We start from the raw sequence: 16946 nt of genomic DNA on the forward strand, positions 1-16946 counted from the left end.
GGCGGCCGATTTTCCATATTGGAAAAGCCGGTGGCGGGCCGCAAGTGCCCGCGACGGCTCAGCGCGGGCGTTCGCAGCCCGCGAACAGGTCCAGCTTGGGGTCGTAGACCGCCGTGCGCACCTGCATCAGCCCCAGCACCGAATGGAACAGGTGGTCCTGGCTGGCCGGCAGCTGGGCGCGGCGGCGCAGGCAGACGCCGTCGATGCCGCGGCTGGCGGTGAAGCCCGGCGACAGCCACATCGTCATCGGCACGCGGGTCTGGGTCTTGGGCGCGATCGCGTAGGGCACGCCGTGCAGGAACAGGCCGTTCTCGCCCAGCGACTCGCCGTGGTCGGACAGGTAGATCATCGCGGTGTCGCGCCCGCTGCGCTCGGCCAGGGTGCGGATGGTCGCGGCCAGGAAGGCGTCGGTGTGCAGGATCGCGTTGTCGTAGGCGTTGACGATTTCGCCCAGGCTGCACTGGCCCAGGTCGTCGCTCTTGCAGGCGGGCCGGTAGCGTTCGAACTGCGGCGGATAGCGCTTGTAGTAGCTGGGCCCGTGGTTGCCCAGTTGGTGCAGCACCAGGACCATGTCGCCGGGGCGACGCGCCAGTTCGGCGTCCAGACCTTGTAGCAGCACTTCGTCGCTGCAGCCGTTCGCGTCGCAGTAGCGCGGATCGTCGCCGTGCTCGAAGGACTCGAACGCCAGGCCGTCGCAGACGCCCTTGCAGCCGGTCTGGTTGTCGCGCCATAGGGTCGGAATGCCGGCGTGCTCGAGCACGTGCAGCAGCGATTGCGAGCCCTTGATGCGGGCGCGGTCGTAGTCGTGGCGGCCCCAGGGCGAGAACATGCACGGCACCGAGACTTCGGTGCTGGTACCGCAGGACTGCACCTCGCGGAAGTTGATCGGGCCGATCCTGGCCAGTTCCGGCGTGGTCTGGCGCGCATAGCCATTGAGGCCCCAGTTCTGCGCGCGCACGGTTTCGCCGACCACGATCACCAGCAGCCGCGGCTTGGCGCCCAGCGGCCGGCCGATCACGCGCGCATCCTCGCCCAGCGGCACGCGCGGGCGGTTCTTGTCGGCACGCGCTTCCACCGCCACCCGCGCCAGCGACATCAGGTAGTTGCCCGGGGTGATCAGGTGGCGCAGTTCGCGATGGTTGCGCATCAGCGAGGACAGGTTCTGAAACGACAGCAGCGCGGCGCCGCCGGCCACCGCCAGCGCTGCCGCCAGCACCGCGGTGCGCACCAACACCGCCCGCGGCCACGGCCGCCGCGTCAGCCGCACGCGCCAGACCAACAGCGAGGGCAGCACACCGTAGAGGAACAACGAAGGCAGCAAACGCCAGGACATCAGCTCGCCCGACTCCTTGCCGTCGGTATGCAGCACGTTGCGAATCATGTCGGTGTCCAGGTACACCGAGTATTCGCTCATGAAACGCAACGCCACCGCGGTGACCAGCAGCAGCACGATCAGCACCGGCTTGGCGATCGGGCGGTACAGCAGCAGCCCCAACAGCAGCACGCTCAAGGCCGCGACCATCACGAACAGGCTCAGGCCGGTCAGCCAGCCGCTCAAGCCGTGCAACGCGCCGGTGGCGGCGACCGCGGCGAACAGCGGGCCGTTGCAGAACACGGTGAAGTAGAGCGCGGCGATCAGCGCCAGGCGCTCCACGCTCATCTCCGGCGCCAGGCGCAGGCCGCTCTTGCGTTCGCCCGCCTCGGCGCGGGTGCCGACGACCGCGCTCATGCGCGCGGCGCCAGCGGCAGGTGGCGCCGGAACAGCAGGTACACGCCCAGCACCGTCATCCAGCACAGCGCCGCGGTCCACACGTCGTGCGAGAGGAAGTGCGCGCCGCGCAGCTGCTGCGAGAAGCCGAACAGCAGACCGGCGCCGACGCCCACGGCCAATCCCCAGTAGCGCAGGCGCGGCCGCAGCGTCAGGGCGAAGAAGTACAGCGACATCCAGGCATAGCCGCCGCTGGCATGGCCGGCGGGGAAGCACACGCCGCGCGACAGGCCCACCGGGCGCAGCGCCAGCAGGCCCACGTAAGGGCGATCGCCGCCGTAGCGCAGCAGGTCCCAGGGGCAGTCCATGTTCGACCACGACTTCAGCCAGGCCACCGCCGCCGTCGCCAGCAGGGTCGCCAGCGCCAGGTAGGCCAGCGGCCAGCGCAACCGCGCCAGGGCCGGCCGCCGCCAGGCGACCAGCCAGGCCAGGGCCACGGCCAGCCAGGCGGCGGTGCTGAGGTCGCGCCCGCCCAGGTGGATCAAGGTCTGGGTGAGGTAGGCGTTGCGCAGCGCCCAGTGCCCGCCCTGCCAGGCGTACAGGCGGTCGGCCCACCAGGCGTCGCCCTGCAACAAGGCCAGCAGCGCCAGCACGGTGGCGAAGCCGACCAGGGGCAGCCAGAGGTGATGCAGGTGGAAGCGGTCGGTGCTCGCGGCCGGCCAGGTCGCCGCCGCGATCCCGTCCAGACGGCTGGACGCCGGCGGCCAGGGCGCGCCGCCCTTGATGTTGTGCTTGCTGACCGCGGGGGACTTCATCGATACGGCTGCCGACTGAGAGGAGGCGGCGGCGATCATCGGCAGCGACTTGTCGGAGAGCGGTAGGAGCGGTATTCGCGTCGCGTTAAAGCCGCGGCGGCCGCTAAACGCGCGCTAAACCGGCACCGGCGGCATGCGACCATGCCGGTGCCGGCTCCGACGCCGCTCCGACGCGGGCGTGCCGATACTGGCCGATCGGTCGCGATGGCGCGCCCGCAGCGATGGAGTGTCCCTAGCGATGCGCGTGTTGGTGGTGGAAGACAACCGCAACCTGGTCGCCAACCTGTTCGAGTACTTCGAGGCGCGCGGCTATACGCTGGACGCGGCGCCCGACGGCGCCACCGGCCTGCACCTGGCGGTGACCCAGGCCTACGACGTCATCGTGCTGGACTGGATGCTGCCGCGCCTGGACGGTCACGGCGTGCTGCGCGGGCTGCGCGACGCCGGCAACGAGGTGCCGGTGCTGATGCTGACCGCACGCGACGAACTGCCCGACAAGATCGCCGGCTTCCGCGCCGGCGCCGACGACTACCTGACCAAGCCCTTCGCCCTGCCCGAACTGGAAGTGCGGCTGGAAGCGCTGGTCGCGCGCGCGCAAGGCCGCGGCCGCGGCCGCATGCTGCAAGTGGCCGACCTGCGCTACGACCTGGCCACGCTGGAAGTCAGCCGCGGCGGCCGCGCCCTGCATCTGTACCCGGCCTGCCGCAAGCTGCTGGAAGTGCTGATGCAGTCCAGCCCCGCGGCGGTCACGCGCGAGCGCCTGGAGCACGCGCTATGGGGCGACAGCCCGCCCGACGGCGATATGCTGCGCTCCCATATCTACGAACTGCGCCGCAGCGTGGACGGGCCCTACCCCAGCAAGCTGATCCAGACGGTGCCGCGCGTGGGTTACCGGTTGGCCCAGTTGGAAGGCGTGCATGGCAGCTAACGGGCACGCATGCAGGTATCGACTCCCTACGCTCGCGGCGCCCGTCATGCCCGTCAACGCGGGAATCCAGAGGGTGGCGTACCACCCCATGGACCGATTCGACAGGCGACCGAACATGGATTCCCGCCTTCGCGGGAACGACGAGCAACAGCGGACGCAGCCATGCCGGGAGACCCGCGCTTGACCCGCGAACGCGCCAAGAGCAGCCTGCGCCGGCGCATCCTGCTGGGCTTGCTGGGCTTCACCGCGCTGCTGTCGGTGGCGGTGGTCGCGCAGGGCTTCATCGTCAACGAGCACGTCGAAAACCTGGTCTGGCAGACCTTGCTGGAGTCGGAACTGGACCATTTCGACGAGCGCAGCCGCATCGACCCGCACTACCACTGGACCGACACCCAGAGCATCAAGCTGTACGACAGCCGAAGCGGCCCCGCGCCGCCGCCGTCGTTGCGCCGGCTGAGCCCGGGCGTGCACGACGACATGCTGGTGGACGGCGTGGAGCACGTGGTGCTGGTGCGCGACAGCGGCGGCCGTAGGCTGACCCTGTCGCTGGACATCAGCGAACTGGAAACGCGCGAGTTCGACATGGCCCTGACCATCGCCGGCTCCGCTATCACCACCTTGTTGCTGCTGGCGCTGCTGATCGGCCTGGGCGTGAACCGGCTGATGCGGCCGCTGAGCACCCTGGCCGAACGCATCGGCGGCCTGCGTCCGGACCAGGCCGGCCAGCGCGTCGACGTGCCGCACGCGGCCAGTGCCGAGCTGGTGGTGATCGCCGACGCGCTCAACGACTACCTGCGCCGCCACGAGCGTTTCGTCGAGCGCGAACGCGCCTTCATCGACAGCGCCAGCCACGAGCTGCGCACGCCGATCTCGGTGATCGCCGGCGCCACCGAACTGGCGCTGGACCAGCCGGAACTGGCCGCGCCGGTGCGCCATCAGCTGCTGCGCATCCAGCGCACCTCGCAGGACGTGGAACGGCTGATCTCGCTGCTGCTGGTGCTGGCCAAGGATCCGGCGCGCCTGGCCGACGCGTCCGATGCCATCGCCCTGGATCAGTTGCTGCCGGAGATCGTCCACGACCACCGACCGCTCGCCGACGCCAAGGACCTGCGCCTGAGCCTGGCGCCGCTGCCGCCCTGCGAGGTGGTCGCGCCGCTGCCGATCGTGCAGGCGGCCATCGGCAACCTGCTGCGCAACGCGATCGAACACAGCGACCGCGGCGAGATCGTGGTGCGGCTGCAGGCGCCGGCTACGGTGATCATCGACGACCCCGGCCACGGCATGAGCCCGGAGGAGATCAGCGCGATCTACGCGCGCATCGCCCGCGGCGGCGGCGAACGCGACGGCGGCGGCATCGGCCTGGATCTGATCTCGCGCCTGTGCGAGCACCTGGGCTGGCGCCTGCGCTTCGATTCGGACCTGGGGCGAGGCACCCGCACCACCCTGGATCTGGGCGGGCGCGAGCGGCGCTGAAGCCGGCATGCCTGCGCCGCGGCCCGGCCGGCGTCGCGCGCAAACGATGACGGCCGGGAACCGGCCGCTTGCGCAAGGGAAATAGGGAGCGGGACGGGCAGTCACGCCCGTATCGGACGCGGGCCGCCCCCTGGCCCGCAGTGTCGCCTGATGGGCGCGCGGCTCCGCGGCCGTGGACCGACGAACGGCGGGGATCGACGTGATGTCCCCGCCGTGCGCCGTGCGGAGCACGGCACCGGCGCGTCAGAGCAGCATCAGCTCGGAACGCTCCTTGGTGGTGCCATCCACGAAGTACAGCTTCTTGCCCGAATCGACTCGGTCTTCGACTACCTGGTACAGCCGCAACGCCTGACGGATCGCGGCGGTCTTGCTTACACCCTTACGCACGCACAGGTCCTCCAGAAACTGCATCTCGGTCCCTGCGAGATTCAGCGTCATCCTGCGCCTGGATTCTTTCGACATTTCGCACCTCAATTGACAAGTTAAGCACTGACTGGAGCAACGACGCGGCCTTGGCTTGTTGTTGTTCCGCGTCCAATCGGCGGTGGTCCGCCTTGTAGTAGTAGGTCTGAATCGTGTTGCGTCCTGCGTGAAGCCACTGCCCATGCGGTGACCCGAGGGCCGTCGCCTACGGGCGCGGCGGTGTTGCGCACCGCCCCACCCTGCCCGGCCGCTGCCCTCTTCCGGGGCTCGGAACCGGTGTCTGCGCCGTGCGATGCAAAAACCACCGACGACGCCGATTACAACGTAATACGCTTAATAGCTCCCCACCAGATTCAAGAACCATCCGCGGTGGTCATAATCGAAATCGGTTAGATCATCGCTGAACTCGGTGAAGTTGTAGCCGACTCCAACCCGGAAGTGCTTTCCGACGTCGCGATCCAGGCCGACGAGCACGCCGCTGCGGTCGCCGCCGTCCTTCACGCCCAGCCAGCGGTACTCGGCCAGGCCGTGCCAGACCTCGTCCAGTTCGTAGCGGACCTGGACGGCGCCGAAGGTGGCCGAGGAGTCGGCCCACTCGCCCTGCAGGCGGCCGAACCGCACCTGGCCTTCGCGCCGTGCCAGCTTGCCGGCGAATTCCCAGTGGTGATTCGGGTTGTACACGCCCTCCAGCGACAGCACCTGGCTGCGCTGGTCGTAGGTGGCCACGTTGTTGCCGACCTGCTGCAGCGCGGAGACATCGTAGAGGTAGGTGTACTTGCCCAGCAGCGCCCAGCGGGTGCTGTTGTACGGACGCCAGGCGAAACCGACGTTGCCCTCGACGAACTTGGCGCCGGCCTGGACGTCGAGCCGGTCGCGGGTTTGCGAATAGTTGAAGCGGCCGGCGACGCGGAAGCTGTCGTCGAACTTGTGCAGGAAGCGGTTGGTGGTCACCCACTGTTCGCGGCGCTCGGCACCGGTGTCGCGGCGCCACTCCAGCTTGCTCTGCCACTGCGTATCCACCGAGCTGCGGCCACCGTTGAGGCTGACGGCACGGCGGTCGACCTGGCTCAGGCCCTGACCGCCGTTGTCGCGGTCCAGGCTGGCGTTTTGCAAGGTGAAGCCCAGGTTCCAGCCTTCGCCCGGATAGAAATCCATGCCGAAGGTGTGGGCCAGGCCGGACTCGTTGGGCTGCTTGAGGAACTGGCTTTCGTTGAACAGGTTGACCTGGTTCGACAGGCGCCAGCGCTGGCCCAGGGTCCAGCCGCCGTTGATGCGGTCGCCGAACAGCGGGTCGTAGTCGCTGCGGTCGGTGGAATAGGTGTAGGCGCCGTAGACGCTGTGGTCGGGGCTGATGCGGTACTCGGCATCGACCTTGGCCGCGTCGCCGCGGTCGCCGGTGGTGAGCTCCGCGCCGACACTGGACAGGTCGCCGAACAGGTACTTGGCACCCACGCTGTAGGCGTCGTTGTCGGCGTAGCGGCCGCCGTCGTCGTCCAGGGTGAACTGGGCGGTGCCGAACAGTTCCAGCTGGGTGCCCACGCGCTGCTTGTACTGCAGCGCGGCCAGGGTGCCGGCGGCGTCGCCGCTGGCGCGCTCTTCCTCCACCTGGCGCAGCTCCACGCCGAAGGTGGCCGCGTCGGTGATGCGCCACTCGCCGGTCAGTTGGGCCTGGGTCAGCGATTCGGCGCCGCGCTCGGCCACCGAGTAGCGGCCGTACAGCAACACCGACGGGCCCAGCTGGCCCTGGAATTCGACGCCGCGCTCCTCGATGTCCAGATTGCTGTCCAGGCGCGCGATCGAATAGCCCTTGCCCACGCGCCGCCACCAGGCGCCCACCGACCAGTCGTTGTCGGTCCAGCCCAGCTCCTTGAAGTTGGCACGCGCCTCGACCGACTTGGCCTCGCCTTCGCGCGCGCCCAGGCCGGAGTTGATCTGGGTGAAGCTCAGGCCGCCGTTGTCGGAATAGAAGATCGGCGCGCTGCTGGCCTCGGTCTGGGTGTGTTCCAGCTTGAGGTAGGTGCCGCGGCCGGCCTGCAGGGTCAGGTCGGCGCCCTTGAGGCCGTAGTCCTCGCCGGCGCGGTTCTCGTCGACGTAGGTCGCGCCCACCGCGACGTGCTCGCCGAACCAGTGCTTGCCGCGGAAGCCGGCGGTCAGCCCGTCGGCGTCGAAACCGGAGGGCAGGAACTCGTAGTCCACCAGCAGCACCTGGGCGTAGCCGTCCAGCGGGGTGTCGCGGGTCAGGCTGCGCACGTTCTCGCGGGTGATCTGCGCCAGCGGGCGGCTGAGCAGCAGCCGGCCCTGCAGTTCGTCGATCTCGTAGTCGGCGCCGCGCGCCAGTTCGACCCGGTTCTCGACCCGGCCGGTGGTGCGGTCGCGGATCTCCAGGGTGACCTTGTCCGAACCCGGCAGCACGTCGGTGTGCTTGAGGTAGTACAGGCTGCCGCCGGTGCCGAGGAATTCGCTGTGGCCGGGCGCGGTCTGCGCCTCGGAGCCGAAGGCGCGCAGTTCGGTGCCCGGCTCGCCCAGCGCGGTGCTGCGGCGGCTGCGCCAGGACAGCGCGCCGCCGTACAGCGAACGGTCGTACTGGGCGTATTCGGTGCCGGTGATGCCGGTGTTGAAGTTGCCCCACAGCGCCTGGTTCTTGTCCCAGTCCACGCGCAGGTACAGCCGGCCCTGGGTGTCGACGTCGCGGTAGGTGACCGAGTCGTCGCCATAGACCGGGTAGTACTGATCGGGATCCAGGCGGCGGAACACGTCCTGCGGGTCGGCGTCCCAGAAGCCGTCGAACAGCTCGCGCACTTCGCGCTCCTGCGTGTCCGCCTGCGCCGTGACCAGGTACTTGCCCTTGATCTTGCCCTTCAGATAGAACGCCAGGCGGCCTTCGAGCAGGAAGCCGTCGTCGAAGCGGTCGTCGGCGGCCAGCGGCTCGATCGAGCCGGACACGCTGGTCTTGGACGCGGTCAGGTCGGCCAGGGCCACGGCGAACATGTAGCGGCCGGTGACGTCGATATCCAGTTGCTGGTGCGAGCGCTGGTTGCCCTTGCCCACCTCGACGTCGAACTTGTGCCGTCCCACCGGCACCAGGTACTCGGCCACCATCTTGCGTTCCAGATCGATCGGGTGGCTCTGGCCGTTGATCTGCAGGGTGTAGCCGTCGGCGATGTTGCGGCCCTGGATGCGGATGCGCGAGCCGTAGATGGCGATGTTCTGCCGGCGCAGGCTGTTCTCGCCGAAGATGCCGTCGATCTGACTGCGCTGTTCGGCTTCCTCCACGGTGAAGGATTCGCCGGCGCGCTTTTCCACCGAATCGCGCAGCAGGCGCGCGCCACGCTCGGCTTCCTCGGGCTTCACCAGCTGCAGGCGGCGCGGGTAGGTTTCGTCGTAGGCGCCGTCGGCGCCGTGGGCGCGCACGAGGTAGATCAGCTCGTCGCCCGCGCGCAGCTCCAGCCCGGCCGGCAGCGCGCCGTCCCAGGTCGCCTCGGCCACCGCGCCCGCCGGCAGCTCGATGCTGGCGATGGGCGTGACCAGGTCGGCGTCGGTGGCGCGGTAGATCAGCACTTCGGCGCGCTGGATGAAGGCCGAATAATTGCTGTAGGCGTAGAAGCGCACCGGCTTGACCACGCGCTGTCCGTCGAAGGCCAGCAGCGAGGGCGCCGAGACGTTGAACATGGGTTGGCCGAGGTTGGGATCCTCGGTGGCCCAGACCACGCCGCCGCCGGGCAGTTGCAGCGACCACTTGCCGATGGCGATGGCCTGGCCCGGCTTCAGCGCGTCCTGCCACTGCGTGCGCGCCTCTTCCACCTCCACCGTCACGCGGCGGTCGGGCTGCAGGGTCTGCGAGGTGGAGGCGTCGGTGGTGCCCTGGGTCAGCGGGCGGCGCTCGCCGCGCGTGCGCAGTTCGAACAGCAGGCCGTCGTCGGCGCTGCAGCCGCTGTCGCTGCAATCCAGATCCGACGCGGGCGCGGGCGGCGCGGCGGTACCGTCGCGGCCGGTGGCGGGCGGCGCGGGCGCCGCCGTTTCCTGCGCGGAGGCTACCGCGGACAGACCGGCCAGGATGCCGATGAGGGTGTAGTCGAGCAGTTTCATCTTCATGGCATCCCCCTTACTTCTCGTTGCCGGCAGGGGCTGCCGGGTCGTTGCTGAGATCGACACGGAACTTGGCCCGCACTTCGGGGCTGATCTTTTCGGCGATGGCGTCGTAGACCGCCTTGGCGCGGCGCATGCCCAGGGCGACGTTGTAGTCGTCCGAGGCGCGCTTGTCGGTGTGGCCGGTGATGATCAGGCGGGTCGAGCGCATCTGCTCGATCGCCGCGGCCATTTTCTCGATCAGCGGGCGGTACTGCGGCTTGATCGTGCTGCGGTCGGTATCGAACAGCACCTCGCCCAGCAGCGGCCACTCGGAGAAGCCGACCACCATGGTCTCGGGAAAGTCGGCCTGGGTGCGCACACTGACCGTGAGCGCCTTCAACTGCTCGGTGCTCAGCATGCCTTCCAGCGCCTTGCGTACCGCCAGGGCGCGATCCATGGCCAGGGTGTCGTACTCGCCCTGGGCCACGATCACCACTTCGCCGCCGCCGTGCTCGCGCACCTGTTCGGCCATCTTCTCCACCGCGGGCAGGTACTGCGGCGTGACCACCGCGCTGCCCGGGGCGAAGAACACCTCGCCGATGCGCAACTCGATCTCTTCCTTGCCGGCCGGGATTTCGCCCGGCGGCAGCTTGACGCCGAAGTCGAAGCGCACCGGCAGGCCCGGGGTGATGCGGCGGACCAGCGGGTTGTCGGTGGTGAACACGCTGCCCGGCGGCAGGGTGGCCGGATCGAGCTTGACGATGAAGTTGCGGCCGCGCTCCCACGGGCCGCCCGGCACGCCTTCCAGGTGGTAGCGGCCGAACTGGTCGGTTTCGATCAGCACGCCTTCCACCGTGGCCAGGCGCACGCCCGGAATACCGCGCTCGTCCACACCGGCGTTGCTGACGATGTAGTCGACCTGGTAGCCGCCTTCGACCTGGGCGACGCGACGCTCGACCTTGGGATCGGCGCCGGTCAGGCCCTTGGCGGCATCGCCGCTGCGCTCGACGCGGCTGTTGCCGGCCTTGTCCATGCGCACCGTCAGGCCCTGGGCCGTGGTCATCGCGAAGTCGTCGGTGAACTCCAGTGCATTGAGCTTCTGGCTGATCACCACCGTATGCGCGGCGACCGGATCGGCGTCGGACTGACGCGCGGCGATCTTGCCCAGATCGATGCCGTGCAGCATCGGCGAGCTCGCATCGGCTTCCGGCGCCGGGCCGGTGCCGCGATCGACCGTGGTCGAATTCGCGATGTAGGCGCCCGGAGCGAAGCCGCCCTGCACGCGGATGCCGCTGAGCTCGGCCGGATCCTGCCAGCCGTCCCGGTCGCGGTCGTCGAACACCGTACCGATGATCAGCGACTCGTCCAGCAGCGGATCGGCGACCAACTGCACTTCGGCCGTGGCCACGTTCGAGCGCACGCCGCCGTCTTCCGCGTAGGCGCGGTTGACGTGGACGCCCGGACGCACGCCCGCACCGACGCGCAGCAGGTAGACCAGGGTGGCGCGCCCGCCGGCCGGGATGTCGATCTGATCGACGCGGACCGGGAAGGTGCCCACCAGGCGGCCGAGCTTGTCGGTGTCGGCGACCTGCAGGCTGCCGTCGACGTAGCTGAAGCCGGCCGGCGGGGTGTCGATCACGGTGACGTCGGTCGCCGCCGTCTGGCCGAGGTTCTCGACGGTGACGGTGTAGCGCACCAGGTCGCCGATGTTCACGTCGCGCGGATTGGCCTGCTTGCTCACCCGCAGCACGGTGGCCTCCGGCTCCACGGCCACCACAGCGGTGCTGGTCGCGGTGACGGTGATCGTCTGCGTGGTGGTGCCATAGGTCGCGCTGGCGAGGACCACGTTGTCCAGGGTGCCGCCGGCGTTGGCTTCGGCCTCGGTGATGGTGTGGGTGTAGCTGTTGCAGGTGGCCATGGCCCCCGGCGCCAGCGTGGTCGGCGCACACGTCAACGTGGTCGGCGTGCCGTTCTCGAAGGTATCGACCGTGCGCAGGCCGGTCAGGGTCACGTCGCCGGTGTTGATGACCGTGACCGCATAGGTGATCACGTCGCCGGCGTTGCCCTTGCCCGGGGTGCCGAGATCGGTGGTCAGCGTGGCGGTCTTGGTCGCGGCGATGGCCGGACGGCCGGTCACGTTGACGGTCACCGTCGGGCTGCACTCCGGCGCGGTCGAGCCGGCCGGGCACGCGCCCGGCGTGGCCGTGGTGACGACCGCGGCGTTGACGACATTGCCAGCCTCGGCATCGGCCCGGGTGACGCGGTAGGTACCGGTCAGCACGCAGGTCGCGGCCGGGGCCACGCTGGCGCAGGTGACGCTGCTGGGGACGATCTTGTTGTCGGTCACCACCACGTCGGTGAGGCTGACGTTGCCGGTGTTGGTCACGGTGATGGTGTAGGTCAGCGTGTCGCCCACGCTGACCGCGCCGTTGCCGTCCTCGTCGGCGTTGCCGGTCATGGCCTTGACCGAGCTCAGCTTCGGCTCCTGCTTCACCGGCACGGTCACGGTCGGGTTGCACTCCACCGCGGTCGAGACGGCCGGGCAGGCACCCGGCGTGGCGGTGGTCACCACCGCGGCGTTGACCACGTTGCCGGCGTTGGTGTCGGCCTGGGTGACACGGTAGGTACCGGTGAGCACGCAGGTCGCCGACGGTGCCAGCGTGGTGCAGGTGACGCTGTTCGGGCTGATCTTGTTGTCGGTCACCACCACGTCGGTGAGGCTGACGTTGCCGGTGTTGGTCACGGTGATGGTGTAGGTCAGCGTGTCGCCCACGCTCACCGCGCCGTCGCCGTCTTCGTCGGCATTGCCGGTCATGGCCTTGGTCGAGGTCAGCGCCGGAGCGGCGTTCACCGTGACCGTCGCGGACGACGGCGGGCTGGTGGCCGGGTTGTTGCCCGGATCCGTGCCGCTGGCGGTGGCCGTATTAGTGATCGAGCCGGCATCGATGTCGGCCTGGGTCACGGTGTAGCTCGCCGTGCAGGTCGTGCTCTCGCCCGGGGCCAAGGTCGTCACCGGGCAGGTGACGACCGGGGCCGTGCCCGTGCCACTGAACGCGGTTTCGTTGATGACCAAGTTGTTGATGGTGACGTTGCCGCTGTTGGTCACCGCGAACGAGTAGGCGACGGTGTCGCCCACCGCGGACACGGTGGTCGGCGTGGCGGTCTTGGTCAGCGTCAGCGCGGGAGCCGGGTTGACGGTCACGGTCGCGGTGGACGGCGGGCTGGTCGTAGCCCCACCGCTCGGATCGGTACCGGACGCGGTCGCGGTGTTGGTGACCGTACCAGCATCGACGTCGGCCTGAGTGACCGTGTAGCTGGCCGTGCAGGTGGTGCTCGCACCCGGGGTCAGCGTGGTGACCGGACAGGTGATGACCGGGGCCGTGCCCGTGCCACTGAACGCGGTTTCGTTGATGACCAGGTTGCTGATGGTCACGTTGCCGCTGTTGGTCACCGCGAACGAGTAGGCGACGGTGTCGCCCACCGCAGACACGGTGGTCGGCGTGGCGGTCTTGGTCAGCGTCAGCGCGGGGGCCGGATTCACCGTCACGGTGGCGGACGACGGCGGGCTGGTGGCCGGGTTGTTGCCCGGATCCGTGCCGCTGGCGGTGGCCGTGTTGGTGACCGAACCTGCATCGATGTCGGCCTGGGTCACGGTGTAGCTGGCCGTGCAGGTGGTGCTCGCACCCGGCGCCAGCGTGGCCACCGGACAGGTGACGACCGGCGCGGTGCCCGTGCCACTAAAGGCGGTTTCGTTGATCACCAGGTTGGCGATCGTGACGTTACCGCTATTGGTCACCGCGAACGAGTAAGCGACAGTGTCGCCCACCGCAGACACGGTGGTCGGCGTGGCGGTCTTGGTCAGCGTCAACACAGGGTTGGCGTTCACCGTCACCGTCGCGGACGACGGCGGACTGGTGGTGGTGCCACCGCTCGGGTCGGTGCCCGACGCCGTAGCGGTGTTGGTCACCGAGCCCGCATCGATGTCGGCCTGGGTGACGGTGTAGCTGGCCGTGCAGGTCGTGCTCGCACCCGGAGCCAGGGTGGTCACCGGGCAGGTGACGACCGGCGCGGTGCCCGTGCCACTGAACGCGGTTTCGTTGATCGCCAAGTTGTTGATGGTGACGTTGCCGCTGTTGGTCACCGCGAACGAGTAGGCGACGGTGTCGCCCACCGCGGACACGGTGGTCGGCGTGGCGATCTTGGTCAGCGTCAGCGCCGGAGCCGGGTTGACGGTCACGGTCGCGGTGGACGACGGGCTGGTCGTAGCCCCACCGCTCGGATCGGTACCGGACGCGGTCGCGGTGTTGGTGACCGTACCAGCATCGACGTCGGCCTGAGTGACCGTGTAGCTGGCCGTGCAGGTGGTGCTCGCGCCCGGAGCCAGCGTGGTGACCGGACAGGTGATGACCGGAGCCGTACCCGTGCCGCTGAAGGCGGTCTCGTTGATCACCAGGTTGCTGATGGTCACGTTGCCGCTGTTGGTCACTGCGAACGAGTAGGACACGGTGTCACCCGCCGCGGACACGGTCGTCGGCGTGGCGGTCTTGGTCAGCGTCAGCGCCGGGGCCGGGTTGACGGCCACGGTCGCGCTGGACGGCGGGCTGGTGGCCGGGTTACTGCCCGGATCCATGCCACTGGCGGTGGCCGTATTGGTGATCGAGCCGGTGTCGATGTCGGCCTGCGTCACGGTGTAGCTACCGGTGCAGGTGGTGCTCGCACCCGGGGCCAAGGTCGTCACCGGGCAGGAGATGACCGGCGCCGTGCCCGTGCCGCTGAACGCGGTTTCGTTGATCACCAGGTTGCTGATGGTCACATTGCCGCTGTTGGTGACTGCGAACGAATAGGCGACGGTGTCGCCCACCGCGGACACGGTGGTCGGCGACGCGGTCTTCGTTAGCGTCAACGCGGGTGTGGACGCGATCGGCGTGGTGGTCGTATCCGGCGGACTGGTGGTGGTGCCACCGGTCGGATCGGTGCCGCTGGCCGTCGCGCTGTTGTTCGACGTGCCGGCGTCGACTTCCGCCTGGGTGATGGTGTGGGTGCCGGTGCAGGTGGTGCTCGCGCCCGGCGCCAGCGTGGTCACCGGACACACGGCCGCCGCATCCAGCTGCGCGTCATTCACCGCAATACCGGTGATCGTCACATTGCCGGTGTTGGTCACCAAGAAGGTGTAGGCGATGGTGCTGCCCGCGGTGTTACCCGAGGGGGTGCCAGCGGTCTTGTCGATGGTCAGCGCCGGCGCCGGAGCTGCCGTCACGGTCGCACTCGACGGCGGGCTGGTGGTGGCGCCACCGGTCGGGTCCGTACCGGATGCAGTCGCCGTGTTGGTCACGGATCCAGCGTCGATGTCGGCCTGCGTCACGGTGTAGCTACCGGTGCAGGTGGTGCTCGCACCCGGGGCCAAGGTCGTCACCGGGCAGGTGATGACCGGCGCCGTGCCCGTGCCGCTGAACGCGGTTTCGTTGATCACCAGGTTGCTGATGGTGACGTTGCCGCTGTTGGTCACCGCGAACGAGTAGGACACGGTCTCGCCCACCGCCGACACGGTGGTCGGCGACGCAGTCTTCGTTAGCGTCAACGCGGGTGTGGACGCGATCGGCGTGGTGGTCGTATCCGGCGGACTCGTGGTCGTGCCACCGGCGGGATCGGTGCCGCTGGCCGTCGCGCTGTTGTTCGACGTGCCGGCGTCGACTTCCGCCTGGGTGATGGTGTGGGTGCCGGTGCAGGTGGTCGTCGCACCCGGCGCCAGCGTGGTCACCGGACAGGTCGCGGCCGCATCCAGCTGCGCATCGTTCACGGCGATGCCGGTGATCGTCACGTTGCCGGTGTTGGTCACCAGGAAGGTATAAGCAATCGTGCTGCCCGCCGTGCTGCCCGAGGGCGTACCGGCCGTCTTATCGATGGTCAGCGCCGGCGCCGGAGCGATCGGCGTGGTCGTGGTGTCCGGCGGGCTGGTGGTGGTGCCGCCGCCCGGCGGCGTGCCGGTCACGGTGGCGCTGTTGTTCACAACACCGGCGTCGACTTCCGCCTGGGTGATGGTGTGCGTACCGGTGCAGGTGGTGCTCGCACCCGGAGCCAAGGTCGTGACCGGGCAGACGGCCGCCGCATCCAGCTGCGCGTCGTTCACGGCGATGCCGGTGATCGTCACGTTGCCGGTGTTGGTCACCAGGAAGGTGTAGGCGATGGTGCTGCCCGCGCTGTTGCCCGAGGGCGTACCGGCGGTCTTGTCGATGGTCAGGGCGGGCGCCGAGGCGATCGGCGTGGTCGTGGTATCCGGCGGACTGGTGGTCGTGCCGCCAGACGGATCGGTGCCGCTGGCCGTCGCGCTGTTGTTCGACGTGCCGGCGTCTACTTCCGCCTGGGTGATGGTGTGGGTGCCGGTGCAGGTGGTGCTCACGCCCGGCGCCAGCGTGGTCACCGGGCACACGGCCGCCGCATCCAGCTGCGCGTCGTTCACGGCGATGCCGGTAATCGTCACGTTGCCGGTGTTGGTCACCAGGAAGGTGTAGGCGATGGTGCTGCCCGCGGTGTTGCCCGACGGGGTGCCGGCGGTCTTGTCGACCGTCATCGCCGGCGCCGGAGCGATCGGCGTCGTCGTGGTGTCCGGCGGGCTGGTGGTCGTGCCGCCGCCCGGCGGCGTGCCGGTCACGGTGGCGCTGTTGTTCGACGTGCCGGCGTCCACCTCCGCCTGGGTGATGGTATGCGTGCCGGTGCAGGTGGTGCTCGCGCCCGGCGCCAAGGTCGTGACCGGGCACACGGCCGGCGCGTCCAGCTGCGCGTCGTTCACGGCGATGCCGGTGATCGTCACGTTGCCGGTGTTGGTCACCAGGAAGGTGTAAGCAATCGTGCTGCCCGCGGTGTTGCCCGACGGGGTGCCGGCGGTCTTGTCGACGGTCAGCGCAGGCGCCGGAGCGATCGGCGTCGTCGTGGTGTCCGGCGGGCTGGTGGTGGTGCCGCCGCCCGGCGGCGTGCCGGTCACGGTCGCGCTGTTGTTCACCGTACCGGCGTCCACTTCCGCTTGGGTGATGGTGTGCGTACCGGTGCAGGTGGTCGTCGCACCCGGGGCCAGCGTGGTCACCGGGCAGGTCGCGGCCGCATCCAGCTGCGCGTCGTCCACGGCGATGCCGGTGATGGTCGCATTGCCGGTGTTGGTGACCAGGAAGCTGTAGGCGATGGTGCTGCCTGCGGTGTTGCCCGAGGGCGTACCGGCGTTCTTGTCGATGGTCAGCGCCGGGTTTACGTCGATCAGCGTGGCGGTGGTGTCCGGCGGACTGGTGGCAGTACCGCCGTTGGGATCGGTACCGCTGGCCGTCGCGCTGTTGTTCGACACGCCGGCGTCCACTTCCGCCTGGGTGATGGTGTGGGTGCCGGTGCAGGTGGTGCTCGCACCCGGGGCCAACGTCGTGACCGGGCAGACGGCCGCCGCATCCAGCTGCGCGTCGTTCACGGCGATGCCGGTGATCGTCACGTTGCCGGTGTTGGTCACCAGGAAGGTGTAGGCGATGGTGCTGCCGGCAGTGTTACCCGACGG

At 69.3% G+C, this 16946-nt stretch carries 7 protein-coding genes; 2 read left to right on the forward strand and 5 right to left on the reverse strand.

Features of this window, described 5'->3' with window-relative positions; translation table 11 throughout:
- Nucleotides 1-58 precede the first annotated feature (58 nt).
- Nucleotides 59-1729, reverse strand: coding sequence for a phosphoethanolamine transferase (locus DX914_RS15080; protein WP_115860110.1), 1671 nt, complete (start codon nt 1727-1729; stop codon nt 59-61).
- On the reverse strand, nt 1726-2523 hold the full coding sequence (locus tag DX914_RS15085) for a phosphatase PAP2 family protein (RefSeq protein WP_115860112.1): 798 nt from the start codon (nt 2521-2523) through the stop codon (nt 1726-1728). Before DX914_RS15085 ends, DX914_RS15080 begins: the two co-directional genes overlap by 4 nt.
- A 238-nt stretch (nt 2524-2761) precedes the next feature.
- Between DX914_RS15085 and DX914_RS15090 the strand changes: the two genes are divergently transcribed.
- Complete coding sequence (locus tag DX914_RS15090) at nt 2762-3451, forward strand: response regulator transcription factor (RefSeq protein ID WP_115860114.1); 690 nt, start codon at nt 2762-2764, stop codon at nt 3449-3451.
- Nucleotides 3452-3631: 180 nt separating this feature from the next.
- Nucleotides 3632-4924, forward strand: a complete 1293-nt coding sequence (locus DX914_RS15095; protein ID WP_231118285.1) for a sensor histidine kinase — start codon at nt 3632-3634, stop codon at nt 4922-4924.
- Between the two features lie 243 nt (nt 4925-5167).
- On the opposite strand, the gene DX914_RS15100 is transcribed toward DX914_RS15095, so the two are convergent.
- From DX914_RS15100 to DX914_RS15110, 3 genes are all read right to left on the reverse strand, one after another.
- Nucleotides 5168-5311 carry a hypothetical protein gene (locus DX914_RS15100; protein ID WP_196778922.1) on the reverse strand — a complete coding sequence of 48 codons (144 nt, stop codon included), beginning with the start codon at nt 5309-5311 and terminating at the stop codon, nt 5168-5170.
- Nucleotides 5312-5680: 369 nt separating this feature from the next.
- Nucleotides 5681-9439 (reverse strand): TonB-dependent receptor, encoded by a 3759-nt coding sequence (locus tag DX914_RS15105; RefSeq protein WP_196778923.1) that lies wholly within the window; start codon nt 9437-9439, stop codon nt 5681-5683.
- Between the two features lie 10 nt (nt 9440-9449).
- Nucleotides 9450-16946, reverse strand: a 7497-nt coding sequence (locus tag DX914_RS15110) for a DUF7507 domain-containing protein (protein WP_115860120.1), incomplete at its 5' end; no start/stop codon positions are given.

It is taken from the genome of Lysobacter silvisoli (assembly GCF_003382365.1).
In the GTDB taxonomy this organism is placed as follows: Bacteria; Pseudomonadota; Gammaproteobacteria; order Xanthomonadales; family Xanthomonadaceae; genus Lysobacter; species Lysobacter silvisoli.